Below are 12,870 nucleotides of genomic sequence, written 5' to 3' on the forward strand. Positions count from 1 at the left end.
CGGCAAGGCCGGGCGGCGTGGTCGAGGGCAAACTCAGTTGCTTGCGGTTTCGCGGATTTCGACGTCTGCGCCGAATTGCAGTTCCAGTTCGTCGGCAATGAAATCGACCGCCTGGGCCGCCGTCATCTTGCCGGTTTCGACCGCCTGCAGACCGCTGAACAGCACCTTGTTATAGCTGCTGAACTTGGTGTGGTTGGGCACGAACTTCGCGAATTTCATCATCGGCGAGGCGGCGGAGAGTGCCCAGTTGTCCTTGTACTTCGGCATCGCCGTCTGGGCGTTGCTGATGGCCGTGTGATAAGAGGTCACGGCGTGTTCGTTGTTGAAATAGGGCAATGTCGCGAGCGCCACGAGATCGGCGGCTATATCGGGATTGGTGCCCTTCGGGTTGAGGGTATAGAGCAGCGGATGCGACAGGTTGGCCGGCTTACCGCCCTTTTCGGCGGCCGGAGCGGCGATCCAGCCGATCTTGTTGAAATATCCCTTGCCGTCGGTCGGCCAGGTCGCGCCGTTCTTTTCACCCACCTGCCAGGCAACCGCCCAGACGCCCTGATGGAAGATGAAGGACTTTTCCGTTTTGAAGGCGGTCTGGATCGCTTCCCAGCTCATGGCCGTATTGTCGACCGGGGTGACGCCCTGCTTGGCATTGCGCTCGTACCAGCCGAGCGCCTTGACCATCTCGGCCTTGGGGAACAAGAGCTTGCCGGTCTTTTCGTCCATGAACTTCACGCCATAGGACTGGAACACCATCAGGTAGTCGATGCCGACATTCGGACGGTGCAGCATGCCGTATTGCGCAACCTTGCCGTCCACCACTTCCTTCGACAGCGCCGTCAGATCGTCGAGCGTGAATTCACCGGCGTCGACCTTGGCCGGCAGGCCCTCGATGAAAGCCTCATCCTTGCCGATCTTGCGCAGCATGTCCTTGTTGTAGAAGAACATGCGGATTTCCGCATCCTGCGGAACGCCGTAAATCTTGCCGTCCGTCGCCCTGGCGGAATCCCACAGAACCGGCAGGATATCGCCATAGACCCAAGGCGTAGCGGCGATCTTGCCTTCCATCGGCATGGCGTAACCGTCCTGCGCGAACTGGCCGATCCACTCATGCGGCAGAACGTATATGTCCGGCCCCTGGCCGACAGAAAACGCCTTCAGCGTATCGAGTGCCAGGGCGTCCCAGCCCTGTACGCTACTGTTGTTGACGTCGATGACAATGCGCTTGTCGACGCCTGCGGCCTTGAACTGCGCGTTCATGATGCCGGCGGCGGCTTCGATGTTGGTGACGCGGCCAGGTCCATTCTTGTCGGCGAGCGTCCAGAGTTTGATTTTGATGTCTTCGGCAAAGGCAACAGCCGGCAAAAGCGTGCCGAGAGCGACTGTCGCCATCAAAGAAAGAGACTTGAACATGTGAACTATTCCCGTTGAAACTTTTTACTTAATTAACTTGCTTAATTAACAGCCTTATGACAGTTTTCGTCGCGAACCATTTCCGATGAAAACATCATTTAATTAAGTTGCTTAATTTACATCTTCATGACAATTCCGTGGGTGGAGTCTGGAGAGCGAAACTTTGACTGAGCGACGAAACGGCGGACTTACGGGCATCGGCACGACGCAGGGCGCGCTTCTGGGTTACATCAGGCGCAAGGGTTCGGCCTCGCGGGTCGAGCTTGCCGATCATTGCAACATAACGCCGGCCGCCGTCAGCATGATGACGCGCAATCTGCTCGAGCGTGGAATCATCGTGGAGGGCGCGCGACGGCAGGAGGGGCGCGGCGCGCCCCATATCGATCTGCTGCTCAAGAAAAACGTCGGTTATGCCCTTGGCGTGCACGCCAATTGTTATCTGGTGATGTTGACGCTCCTGAATTTCGGCGGCGAGATCGTCGGCGAATTGCGGCTGCGCGGCTCCTATCGTGCATTTTCCGATGTGCAGAAGGCGCTTCAGGAAGGATCCGAGGAACTACTGGCAAAAAACGCGATCGACAGGAAGGACCTGATCGGCGCCGTGATTGCCATGCCGACCCGCTTTCACAGAGAGGCCGCGTCGCTCGATCTGGCCGAAGAGGTGATTTCCTGGGCAGATTCGGACCTTTCCGCCATGCTGCGCGAAGCGTTGCCCTGCCCGGTGATCATCGAAAACGACGCCAACGCCGCCGCCATGGGCGAACTCACGCTCGGCAACACGGCCGGGCATGAAAATTTTGCCTATATCTACCTGTCCGAAGGCATTGGCGGCGGCGTCATCATCAAGAACGAGCTTTATCGCGGTTATCTCGGCAATGCCGGCGAGATCGGTGCCTTGCGCAACCGCAACGTTTCGCGACCCTCCTTCGAAGATCTGGCTGCATGGTGCCTCAAGCATGTGGGCGAAAAACCCGCAGGGCGCGCGCCCGATGTCTGGACGGATTATCTGTCGCGCAATCCGGCCGTGCTTGATGCGTGGCTTGAGCGGGCAGGCCCGGAGGTCGCCAGCCTTGGCTTCGCCGTCAGCGCCGTACTTGCACCCACCGCCATCTATGTCGGCGGCACATTACCGAGGATCGTGCGTGAAAAACTGGTGGACTGGCTGGATTTCAAACGCTCGGACCCGTTCAACGGCTCGAAGGTGATACAGCCGCAGATCCTGCTGCCTGAAGTGATCGCGACAGACCCCGTTGCTTTCGGCGCGGCGGCGATGATCCTCCACGGCGTCAGCGAAACGGGCTGACGCCCCGGACCTTCCGGGTTGTCGTGCCCTAACCGAGATTGGTCACCATGAAATAGATCAGCCAGCAATGTGCGATCGCCAATGCCGCCCAGGCCCATTTTGCGACCTTGATATCGGCGTCGACGACGGTATTGCTGATCTCGCCCCCGCCAAGAGCCTCTTCCCCAACCCGATCCTCCCGCGTCAGAGACGTGGAAGAAGCCTTGGAATCCGGCTCGCTGACAATATAAAGCCTGTCGCTGCGCATCAAAGCACGCGGCTCGGCATCGACGCTTTCCGTATGGGAAAGTGCGCCCTGACGGGAGACGCCGTTCACCGCAGGAAGCTGCGATGACACCCGCCTGTTACGCATGTTACCTCGATTGGGCATCATAATTTTCCACATAATAAAAATAAAAATATTCACCGGTAAGCCCGGATAAAGCCGTGGCTTTTCCGGGCATGTCAGAAAGAGCGGCAGCTCACGCCCCGCCTATCGACCAGGTATTCCCCCATGTCCCTGCGTCTCCCCGGACACAAAGACGCCCTTGCATTCAGCGTGCCGGACTTCCCGGCAGATCACGCCTGACCGCGTAAGGCTTTGCCTCCCGCTGGATCAGGAAGACGGATTTCTCGACCGGCAGCGGCTCGACCGTCCGGTACCGTTGAAACCGCCTGGAATATTCGAACCGGATCAGCCTGCCTTCGAACTTCCCGGCCAGAACACGATAGCCGTTGACGAATTCGTTCAGGATTTCCAGTTCCTCTCCCCACAGCCAGCCACCGTAAGAGGTGCCTTCGTTCGAACGCAGCACGATCTCGAAAAAATGCCCGCCCGCCACCACCGGCATGCGGAAAAGAATATCGAGATTATCCTCGTCCTCATCGTCGCATTTTTCAGCCGATAACCTGGCATGGGCAACCTTCGCATGAACCAGCGCCGAGACCGGATAGAACGGGCGTCCCTTGAACCACATGAACTCGCTGACCGCATATCCGACATCGTCGGCACGCTGGTAAGGTTCAATACGCGGCTCGAACGCCATGTAGCTTCCGTTAAACGCTATCACTTTCGAAAATTCCCGATGCCTGCCCGCTGCATATTCGCTGCTTTCAGCCCGTCCTTCATGCTTCTGCCTGCGACAATAGGCAGGCCGCGTCACACCAGCGTCAAATGGAGCGCTATGATGACTTTCAATTTCCCGGACACGTTGTTAGATGGTGATTCATGAGGGGACGAAAGTGGCTGGGAACGCTGAACTGATACCGATCCGGCTTTTTGGCACCCCGCGCTGTGATGCGGTGCGGGAAGCATTTTTCCCGTCCAAGGGCTTTGCCCTCATCGCAGCCCTCATTCTTGCGCCCAACCAGTCGCTTTCCCGCCAGCACGCCGCATCGCTCCTGTGGGAAAATGTCGAGCAGAAACGCGCACTCGGCAATTTACGACAGCTGATTCTGCGCCTTCAGAAGCTGCCCAATGAAGACGAGTCCATCCTTCTGACCGAAGGGAACGATCTGAAGGCGGGAAAGCTGGCGCAGCGGACCGACCTTGCGATCTTTCTTGTCGGCGCGAGAGCCGAAGACCCGATGCGGCGGCTGCAGGCCCTGCTCGAATTTAGCGGCGACCTGCTGGATGGGCTGGATGCCGGGCAGGATCATCTCTACCTCTGGCTATTGTCGGAACGCCGTCGTCTCAAGGACCTGTTCTTCTCAAGCTACACGCAGCTTCTGGAGGAGCTGACCCGCTTCGGCCGCGCCAGCTCCAACGATATCGCGAGACTTGCCGAATGCGCGTGCAAGATCGAACCGGAACGCGAGGAAACCTACCGCGCCGCCATGGCCGCCTATGCGCGGATCGGAAATATCAGCGCCTGCGAGGGCATGTTCGCGCTGTTGCAGGAGCAGCTGCGTCAGGAGGCACGCTCGCCGGAAGCCGAGACCGTGGCGCTGAGACGCCGGATACAGAGCCTCGCCTCAACGATAACCACCCCCGCCGAGCCTGACGAAGCCAGCCGGCGAAAAACCACCACGAAACCGCGCGTCGCCTTCGGCCTGCCGGCCCGGGTGGACGGGCTGCCGGCATCGCCGGTCATGCATGCCTTTATCGAGGATGTCGCCAACAGCCTGGTGCGCTACCGGACCTTTACCGTCCTTTCACCACACAGCACCTTTGCGCTCTCGCGGGACCGGGCCGATGATGGTTACGCCATGCTGCGGGCCGACTACCGGATCATGTCGTCGGTTTTCGACGATACCGGCATGTCGGTGGCGCTGATCGAGGAGGCGACCGGCGAAATCGTCTGGTCGCTGGAAGTGGTTCTCACCGAGCGGCACATCCACACCGCATTTCGCCTGCTCTCCAAACAGGTGGCTGCGGCGCTTGCCCGCGAGATCGAGCGGCTACAGGTGGAACCCGACCGGAACCATAGCGGCGAGGCCTACCGGCAATTGCTGGAGGGCCAACAGCTCCTGCGCGGCAAATGCGACCTGCCGCTTCTGCGCAGAGCCCGCTCCATGTTCCGCAGAGCCGTCGATCTCGATCACGGCATGGCCGTCGCCCGCGCCCGGGTGGCGCAGAGCCTGCAGCTGGAATGGCTGATGCTGGGCGGCAACGACCCTCACCTGCTGCACCGCGCCAAGGCGGAGGCCGACGCTTCCGTGGAGATCGACCCTGCCCTCGGTGTTGGCCACTGGATGTGCGCCGTGGTGGCGCTCTACCAGCGGGATTTCGACATATCCGCCGAAAAATTCTTCGAGGCAGAGGCGCTTGCTCCCAACTCCGCCGACCTCCTGCTCCAGCATGCCGATGCACTCGCCCACTTTGGCGATGCCGAAACCGCCTGGGAGAAGTTCCAGCAGGCGATCGATCTCAACCCGCTCGCACCCGATATCTACTGGTGGGCCGGCGCCAGCATCGCCTTCAAGCGCGAGGATTACGGCGCGGCGGTGGAATTATGCGCGCGAATGGAAAATGACGAGCCGGCCCTGCGGGTTTTGACCGCAAGCCACGCGCTGCATGGCGATTTGGCCGCTGCCCGGGAAACCGGCGGCAGGCTTCAGGAAAACTATCCGGGTATGTCGGCGAGGGAGATCAGCAGCCTTTCTCCAGACCGTGACCCGATAGCGAATGAAAAATTCTATCACGCACTTCGATTAGCTGGGATCAAATAGGAGATATTATGTCCTCGCATTTCTTCATTGTCGGAAAAAAGGGCTTCGGCGTTCTTTTCATTCGCACGACGCCGCTCAGGGTTGCGTCCGTATCGCATGAGACGATCGCGGCCTATGAAGCCAGCCACCCCGGCGTGGACGGCTATGCACGCGTCGCGGCTGCGGCAAAGGCCATGCTCGTTCGCCAGGACGGCCAGCCCGAGGCTGAGCTGGACCAGGTCCAGATCCAGGGCATCGAAGCCCTCGTCGCCGGTGGCGCCGTGGTTTCCGAAGCCGATTTCGCCTTTATCGGTGAAGTCACCGACGCCGGCTGGGATTTCAACCGCATGGTGCAGGCGCCAATCGGCGCGGCGCTGAAGGCTGTCGGTCCGGCAGGTTCGGTCACCGGCGAGCTGTTCGACGCCATCCTTGCCGACGACGCCAACTCTGCGCCCTGATCGCGGTTCCGCAGCCTTGACCGCTGCCGGTGCTCCCATATCAGCGACAGCGGCTTCAAGGCATGCGGACGCATCGTTCTTCGATCCCGAACTGCTCCGGCAGTTCGGGATTACCCGTGTCGGTGACGTGACCGGTCTCGATATTATCGGCATACCCGTCTGGTTTGCGGTGCGCCCCAATTCGCGCGGGCTTTCGGTTTCGCAGGGCAAGGGACTTGTCGCGGAACAGGCGCGGCTCTCGGCGATCATGGAAGCGGTCGAAGGTGCCGTCGCTGAAGATACCCGCAAACATGTCTCCGCCTTCGGCTCTCTCGAGCAGATGCGGGCAAAAGGCGTTCCTCTCATTCCTTTCGAAACCGTCGGCCGCGTCGATCCGGAAAGGCTGGATCCTCGGCGCGAACGCGGCTGGGTGAAGGGAATATCCGTTCGCCAGCAGCAGGACGTATTTGCTCCTTACGAACTCATTGGAATGGATTTTCGCGCGGATTTCCCCTGGGATCGGCAGGCTTTCCTCATGAGTTCGCAAGGTCTCGCGGCGGGGTTTAATCATGACCATGCGGTTCTCCACGCCTTGCTCGAACTCGTTGAAAACGACGCCTGCTTTCTCGTCGATACTTTCGAAACCCGCACGATCGCGCCAGATCCGGTCACGTTTCCGGTCGGCATCGATGCGTCGTTCGACAGCCTTGTTGAACGCCTTTCAGACATTGACCTGACACCGCCCTTCTTCGACATGACGAATACACTCGGCGTGCCGGTGGTGATGGCAAGCCTTCCCCGCTCGGTTAACGCGCTGGACGGCCCCGCAACCCGCAATGCGGCGGGCGCCGCCTGCCGTCCCGCAACCTATGACGCCGCTGTTGCAGCGCTGCTCGAAGCGATCCAGTCGCGACTGACGGATATCAGCGGCGCGCGGGATGATCTCTCCCCACTGCGTTACCAGCGGGACATGTTGACTGCGCCCGCTTTCGGGCGGCAACCGGTAGAACGGACGCCGGTGCAGCTTGATCTTGTAACGGATGACAGAGCTTTGCCGCCCTGGCGCCAGCTTGCCGAGCGCCTTTTCACCGCAGGAATCAAGGATATTTATGTCTTCCCACTGGAAACGGGTGTCCCGGGCCTCAATGTCGTGCGGGTTTTGGCGAGCGGCCTTACCCCGACCAGTGGAGGCCTGCAAAACATATCGCCGCGGGCGCTCGATCATTTCCTGAGCGCCGGAGGTCTTCGATGAAAACCGTGGTTTTTGCAGGCCCCTCCATCCATGGTGTCACTGGCGAAAAAATGTCAGGTCTCGATCTTCGCGGACCGGCGGCCTGCGGTGATATTTTCGATGCCGTGCAGCAGGGCGTCCGGACAATCGGTCTCATCGACGGCCTTTATGGGGACTGCGCCGCCGTCTGGCACAAGGAAATCCTGCATGCCCTGTCATCCGGCGTCACTATTCTCGGGGCTGCCAGCATGGGAGCGCTCCGGGCGACGGAATGTGCCGCCTTCGGCATGATCGGCATCGGCGAAATCTTCGCGGCCTATTTTGACGGACGACGGTTTTCCGACGCGGATGTGGCGGTCAGCCACGCGCCGGGTGAACTTGGCTATCGTCCACTGACGATCGCGCTGGTCGACGCCGAGGCAACGCTAGAAGCGTGCCGCGATAAAATCACACCGGAAGACTACGATACGCTGCTGCGCGCTGCCCGATACCTGCATTTTAGCCGCAGAACATGGCGTGCCATTACCACTGAAGCCGGGCTTGGTTCAGAAGTGGCAAATTTTCTGGCCAAAGAGGCCGTTTCCGTAAAAAGAAACGACGCGGTCGAACTTCTGGAGGCGCTCAATGCAGGGGACCTGCCGTCCCCGCCATCGCCATCATGGAAATTCCAGAACACGGTGTTTTTTCAGCAATTGGCGGCGCGGCGGATGACGGGAGAAAAGATGCCGTGACAATTTCCCGGTCTCCGTCTTTCGTAGCCGATTGTGGTGGACTGATTGACACGATCGCGTTCGCGCTTCCGGCATCGTTTTTTACCGATGATCACGACAGGCATCGCGTCTCGCCACTGCTTCCCATCGGAAACCTGCTTTCGGCTCTGCCCCACGAAATGATGGCGGCCATCATCATTGACCGGGACTGCATTCCATCGGCGCAGGACTGGCTCGAAAGGCTGGCTCCCCCCTGCGCCGCCGAGTTGCTGCCGCTTGATGAAAACAGCCGCATTTCGCATCCGTGGATACAGGATATGGTCCATGTTCGGACCGATGAAGAAGGCGCTGCGACCGAACTGGTTTCGGCAGCGGGAAACGCCAGCGCCAGCGCGCTCGCCAAGCGTTTCGAACTTGTAACAGCCGTTTCGGACGTCCTCTTGGATGGTGGCAACCAGCTGGTTGGCCCGGATTTTCGGCTGATTGGCCATTCGAGCCTTGAGGACGGCAGCGGTACAGGTGTCGGGAGCAACGCTGTAGAATGTTCGCAGCAATGGCAGAAGGTTCAGGCTCTCGACGGCAGAACAGTCTACAGCTTTGGATACCGGCCGGAAGACCTTTCTCCGGCAAGACCGGCCCCCATGGCGATGGCCTCCCGGAGAATGCACCAATGCGGTTTCCACGTTGACCAGTTCGTTTCGGTGACTGGTCTGAGACAGGATAACCGTCCGCTGCTCCTGGTCGCCGATCCGGTGGCGCATGCGGGATGCGGCAGCCGTGCAGCGACGGATCTGAAACAAAAGCTCGACGCCTCGGTGCATTCGCTGATCCGGCAGGGTTTCGCGGTAAGGCGAAATCCCATTCCTGTTTCCCCGGCCATCGACAGCAACAAATGCATTCCGCGACTTTACAACAATGTCATTCTTGAAAATGTCGTACGATCAGGCCAAAAGCAGCCATTCGTCTGGTTGCCGCATTTCGGCGATGAGGAGGCGCTCGGGGAGTTCGACGAAGACAACAGGCAAATCTGGGCAGGGCTCGGTTTCGATCCCATCTGCGTGACCGGGTGGAGCCATCTTGCAAGCCGCAACGGGGCGTTGCGTTGCGCCACAAAGGTTATAAGCCGGGCTTCGTAGCGTGTTCCGTATCTGTAAAACCGAATTCTTTTGTCAATAAAGGTTCATATTACCCGTGGAAATTGTGTTGAATGTCTACCTTCAACAATATTAATTGATAATTATCCGATTTAAGACCCTCAACATGGAGGAATTTATTATGCAGCCCAAACTTCCCAGCCCGATCGACGTGCATGTCGGCACCCAGATCAGAATGCGGCGCAAGTCGCTCGGCATGAGCCAGAGCGCTCTGGCCGGCCGGCTCGGTATCACCTTTCAGCAGGTCCAGAAGTACGAAAAAGGTGCAAATCGCGTTGGTGCATCGCGTTTACAGGCCATCGCATCGGTTCTCGGTGTCGATGTCAGCTCGCTTTTCGCCAATGCCACGCCCGATGTCGGAAACGACAATCCGGCCATAGGCTCGATAAACGCCATGCAGTCCTTCGTCGCTTCGAATGAAGGATTTTCGCTCAATCAGGCCTTTTCGCGAATCAAGAGCGCAAGCATCCGCCGAAGCATTGTCGCCCTCGTGACATCGCTTGCAGCGACCGAAACGGCGGAAAATACGACCGCGCCAGAGAAGAAGAACGATGAGTAACGCAGGTGTGACGCTCGCGTGACGCTCGATATGGTCGAAAATGAATAACGCGGGATCAACGCGTTTTCATACTGTCGATTGTCGAGAGGGAAGCATGGCGGCGTCTACCACAGCAATACTTGAACAGGACAATGCAGACGAGATTCTGGCGCTTGGAAGGATGGTTTCATACCTTTGCCAGCGCTCGAAATCCATGGAACTGGGCATGTCGACCTATTTCCTGGAAATGGCATTGTTGTCGCTGGCTCAGGATATCAATCAGCACGGCCTGCCGCCTGCAGGCGCAGAGCTGAATTCCAGCGGTTTCGCACCGGCCGATCTGCATTGAGCAATTTCCTATCCGCAGCCGCATAGATGCGTAGCACGAAGCGTTCCCGCACCTTCCTCCAGCCGGGAACGCCTTGAAATGAATTGACGCATCTTGCATCTGCCTGCGCATAGCCCCTCCCAAGGGATTTCATCGTAAATGATGATCGAGGCCCGGTTTTTCGCCGGGCCTCGCCTATTATCGGGGCAGCGCGCGCCGAAGTTCCGCAGCTGCGGCGACCATGTTGACGAGCGCCGGCCTCACCTCTTCCCATTTGCGGGTTTTCAGGCCGCAATCCGGGTTGATCCAGAGTTGCCGATCGTCAAGCCGCTCTCGCGCCAGTGCCAGAAGGTCAACCATTTCGCCGACGGCCGGTACACGCGGCGAATGGATGTCGTAAACGCCGGGGCCGATCTGGTTCGGATATTTGTAGGTCCGGAAAGCATCCAGCAGTTCCATCTTCGAACGTGAGGTCTCGATGGAAATCACGTCGGCATCCATTGCGGCAATCGCATCGATGATCTGGTTGAACTCCGAATAGCACATATGGGTGTGGACCTGTGTGTGATCGCCCACGCCGCTCGAGCAAATGCGGAAGCACTCCACCGCCCAGCCGAGATAGTGCTGCCAATCCCGATGCCGAAGCGGCAGACCTTCACGAAGAGCTGCTTCATCGATCTGGATCATCTGCGCGCCTGCCGCCTCGAGATCATTGACCTCATCACGGATGGCCAGCGCGATCTGCCGGCATGTCAAGCTTCTGGCGATATCGTCGCGGACGAAAGACCAGTTGAGGATCGTTACCGGACCGGTCAGCATGCCCTTGACGGGTTTATCAGTGAGTGACTGCGAATATTCCCACCAGCGAACCGTCATCGGTTTCGGCCGCGACACATCGCCGAAGATGATCGGCGGGCGGACATAACGCGAGCCGTAACTCTGCACCCATGCGTGCTGAGTGAAAGCGAAGCCGGAAAGCTGCTCGCCGAAATATTGCACCATGTCGTTGCGCTCGAACTCGCCGTGAACGAGGACATCGAGACCTATTTCTTCCTGCCAACGGATGGTTGCTTCGGTTTCCTTTTGCAGAAAGCCTTCATATTGCGCATCTGTCAGGGCACCTTTCGCATGCGCGGACCGGGCCTTGCGCACCTCCGGCGTCTGCGGGAAGGAGCCGATGGTCGTCGTCGGGAAGAGCGGCAGGGTGATGGCCTGCGCCTGCACCTTCTGCCGTTCGGCAAAGGCGCTCGTCCGCTGCCTGTCGGCCTCGCCGATCGTTCCGATACGTTTCTGCACGGCTGTATTCGTCACCTTTGGCGACGAGGCGCGTGTGGCAGCTGCCTTCGAAGCCGCGCCCAGTTCAGCCGCAACCGCAACCTTGCCCTCACCGAGCGCCCTGCCGAGCGTCGCAAGCTCGCCGAGCTTTTGGGTTGCGAAGGAAAGCCAGCTTTTCAGGTCGGCATCAAGGCCGGTTTCCAGTTCGAGATCGACGGGAACATGCAGCAGCGAGCAGGAAGGAGCAATTTGAAACGCTTCTACGCCCCGCGCGGCAATGGCCGCTTCCAGCCGATCAACGATTGCCGCAAGATCGGCACGCCAGATGTTACGACCATCAATGACACCGAGCGAAAGGACGCGATTTGCGGGCAAAGCCTTCAGCACAGCCTCGAACTCATTGGACGCACGCACCAGATCAATATGAAGACCCGCGACCGGAAGTGCCACAACGGTTTCCAGATTGTCCTCAAGCCCGCCGAAATAGGTGGCGACGAGGATTTTCAGGTCCGGCGCGGCTTTCGACAAGGTCTGATAGGCCATTGTGAGCGCATGGCGTTCACCCTCGGAAAGGTCCAACGCGGCAACTGGTTCGTCTATCTGTACCCAGTTCGCACCGGCCGCATGCAGACGGCGCAGCAGTTCTTCGTAAACAGGCAATAGCTTCGCCAGCAGATCGAGCGGCTTGAAAACGGCCTCCCGCGCCTTGGCAAGTTTCAGGAAGGTGACCGGACCGAGGATGACGGGACGAGTGTGAATGCCGAGCGCCTTCGCCTCAAGAAAATGCTCGACCGGCTTTTGCGAGGTGAGCACGAAATGCTGATCCTCGGAAACCTCCGGCACCATGTAATGATAATTCGTGTCGAACCACTTGGTCATTTCCAGCGCCCGAACGCCCAACCCGTGAAGGTCATCTGCCCCGTGGGCGTGGCCGCAACCCGCATGGGCCTCGCTCTGGCTGCCACGCACCATGGCGAAATAGGTCGACAGGGAAACGTCTCCACCTTCCCATCCGTAGACCGACGGAATGGCACCCACCATCACGGCTGTATCAAGAACATGATCATAGAGGGAGAAATCATTGGAGGGGATGTGGGCGATCCCCTTCTCGCGCTGAAGCACCCAGTTTTCGGCGCGCAGCCTGGCGGCGGTTTCAAGAAGTTCCGTCTCGGGAATCTTTCCCGACCAGAAGCCTTCAAGCGCGAACTTCAATTCGCGATGGCAGCCAATTCTCGGAAAACCGAGCGATGCGACTGGAATGGTCTTGTTTGGCATTGTCATACCCCATTTGGTTGTGGGGGCATGGGTAAAGCGGACGCGTGCAGGCCCGACCTTTGCCGAACCATTGCAGCAACCAC

The 12,870-nt window shown here is 59.1% G+C and carries 12 protein-coding genes; 8 read left to right on the plus strand and 4 right to left on the minus strand.

Going from position 1 to position 12,870, the window contains the following annotated elements; translation table 11 throughout:
• Positions 1–33 precede the first annotated feature (33 nt).
• Entirely contained in the window at positions 34–1,407 is a 1,374-nt protein-coding gene (locus CFBP6623_RS18105; protein ID WP_046799794.1) for an ABC transporter substrate-binding protein, read from the minus strand.
• 163 nt (positions 1,408–1,570) lie between these two features.
• Here CFBP6623_RS18105 and CFBP6623_RS18110 point away from each other — a divergent pair, with 163 nt between their 5' ends.
• Positions 1,571–2,710 (plus strand): ROK family transcriptional regulator, encoded by a 1,140-nt coding sequence (locus CFBP6623_RS18110; RefSeq protein ID WP_046799795.1) that lies wholly within the window; start codon positions 1,571–1,573, stop codon positions 2,708–2,710.
• A gap of 28 nt (positions 2,711–2,738) precedes the next feature.
• Here the strand turns inward: CFBP6623_RS18110 and CFBP6623_RS18115 are convergent, their stop codons facing one another.
• Together CFBP6623_RS18115 and CFBP6623_RS18120 are read right to left on the minus strand one after the other, a co-directional pair.
• The gene (locus CFBP6623_RS18115) at positions 2,739–3,080 is read right to left on the minus strand and encodes a hypothetical protein (RefSeq protein ID WP_046800018.1); all 342 of its coding nucleotides are present in this window, start codon (positions 3,078–3,080) and stop codon (positions 2,739–2,741) included.
• 163 nt (positions 3,081–3,243) lie between these two features.
• The gene (locus tag CFBP6623_RS18120; RefSeq protein ID WP_046799796.1) at positions 3,244–3,735 is read right to left on the minus strand and encodes a hypothetical protein; all 492 of its coding nucleotides are present in this window, start codon (positions 3,733–3,735) and stop codon (positions 3,244–3,246) included.
• A gap of 172 nt (positions 3,736–3,907) precedes the next feature.
• On the opposite strand from CFBP6623_RS18120, the gene CFBP6623_RS18125 reads away from it, so the two are divergent.
• From CFBP6623_RS18125 to CFBP6623_RS18155, 7 genes are all read left to right on the plus strand, one after another.
• Positions 3,908–5,860: a BTAD domain-containing putative transcriptional regulator gene (locus CFBP6623_RS18125; protein WP_046799797.1), complete on the plus strand. Its 1,953-nt coding sequence runs from the start codon at positions 3,908–3,910 to the stop codon at positions 5,858–5,860.
• An 8-nt stretch (positions 5,861–5,868) separates the two neighbouring features.
• On the plus strand, positions 5,869–6,297 hold the full coding sequence (locus CFBP6623_RS18130; RefSeq protein WP_046799798.1) for a hypothetical protein: 429 nt from the start codon (positions 5,869–5,871) through the stop codon (positions 6,295–6,297).
• A 37-nt stretch (positions 6,298–6,334) separates the two neighbouring features.
• Complete coding sequence (locus CFBP6623_RS18135; protein ID WP_080843223.1) at positions 6,335–7,528, plus strand: YcaO-like family protein; 1,194 nt, start codon at positions 6,335–6,337, stop codon at positions 7,526–7,528.
• Positions 7,525–8,238 carry a TfuA-like protein gene (locus tag CFBP6623_RS18140; RefSeq protein ID WP_046799799.1) on the plus strand — a complete coding sequence of 238 codons (714 nt, stop codon included), beginning with the start codon at positions 7,525–7,527 and terminating at the stop codon, positions 8,236–8,238. Before CFBP6623_RS18135 ends, CFBP6623_RS18140 begins: the two co-directional genes overlap by 4 nt.
• Positions 8,235–9,353, plus strand: coding sequence for a hypothetical protein (locus tag CFBP6623_RS18145; RefSeq protein WP_046799800.1), 1,119 nt, complete (start codon positions 8,235–8,237; stop codon positions 9,351–9,353). The genes CFBP6623_RS18140 and CFBP6623_RS18145 overlap by 4 nt, the downstream gene beginning before the upstream one ends.
• A gap of 139 nt (positions 9,354–9,492) precedes the next feature.
• Complete coding sequence (locus CFBP6623_RS18150; RefSeq protein WP_046799801.1) at positions 9,493–9,930, plus strand: helix-turn-helix domain-containing protein; 438 nt, start codon at positions 9,493–9,495, stop codon at positions 9,928–9,930.
• Positions 9,931–10,024: 94 nt separating this feature from the next.
• Positions 10,025–10,258, plus strand: a complete 234-nt coding sequence (locus CFBP6623_RS18155; protein ID WP_046799802.1) for a hypothetical protein — start codon at positions 10,025–10,027, stop codon at positions 10,256–10,258.
• A 177-nt stretch (positions 10,259–10,435) separates the two neighbouring features.
• On the opposite strand, the gene metE is transcribed toward CFBP6623_RS18155, so the two are convergent.
• Entirely contained in the window at positions 10,436–12,787 is a 2,352-nt protein-coding gene (gene metE, locus CFBP6623_RS18160) for a 5-methyltetrahydropteroyltriglutamate--homocysteine S-methyltransferase (protein WP_080843224.1), read from the minus strand.
• Positions 12,788–12,870: the final 83 nt, after the last annotated feature.

This window comes from Agrobacterium tumefaciens, from assembly GCF_005221385.1.
In the GTDB taxonomy this organism is placed as follows: domain Bacteria; phylum Pseudomonadota; class Alphaproteobacteria; order Rhizobiales; family Rhizobiaceae; genus Agrobacterium; species Agrobacterium tomkonis.

Bases quoted from the DNA above. Each gene is read 5' to 3' on its own strand.
- CFBP6623_RS18115 (WP_046800018.1), bottom strand. From the start codon at position 3,080: ATGCCCAATCGAGGTAACATGCGTAACAGGCGGGTGTCATCGCAGCTT.
- CFBP6623_RS18140 (WP_046799799.1), top strand. From the start codon at position 7,525: ATGAAAACCGTGGTTTTTGCAGGCCCCTCCATCCATGGTGTCACTGGC.
- CFBP6623_RS18150 (WP_046799801.1), top strand. From the start codon at position 9,493: ATGCAGCCCAAACTTCCCAGCCCGATCGACGTGCATGTCGGCACCCAG.
- CFBP6623_RS18105 (WP_046799794.1), bottom strand. From the start codon at position 1,407: ATGTTCAAGTCTCTTTCTTTGATGGCGACAGTCGCTCTCGGCACGCTT.
- CFBP6623_RS18125 (WP_046799797.1), top strand. From the start codon at position 3,908: ATGGTGATTCATGAGGGGACGAAAGTGGCTGGGAACGCTGAACTGATA.
- metE (WP_080843224.1), bottom strand. From the start codon at position 12,787: ATGCCAAACAAGACCATTCCAGTCGCATCGCTCGGTTTTCCGAGAATT.
- CFBP6623_RS18155 (WP_046799802.1), top strand. From the start codon at position 10,025: ATGGCGGCGTCTACCACAGCAATACTTGAACAGGACAATGCAGACGAG.
- CFBP6623_RS18130 (WP_046799798.1), top strand. From the start codon at position 5,869: ATGTCCTCGCATTTCTTCATTGTCGGAAAAAAGGGCTTCGGCGTTCTT.
- CFBP6623_RS18120 (WP_046799796.1), bottom strand. From the start codon at position 3,735: ATGGCGTTCGAGCCGCGTATTGAACCTTACCAGCGTGCCGACGATGTC.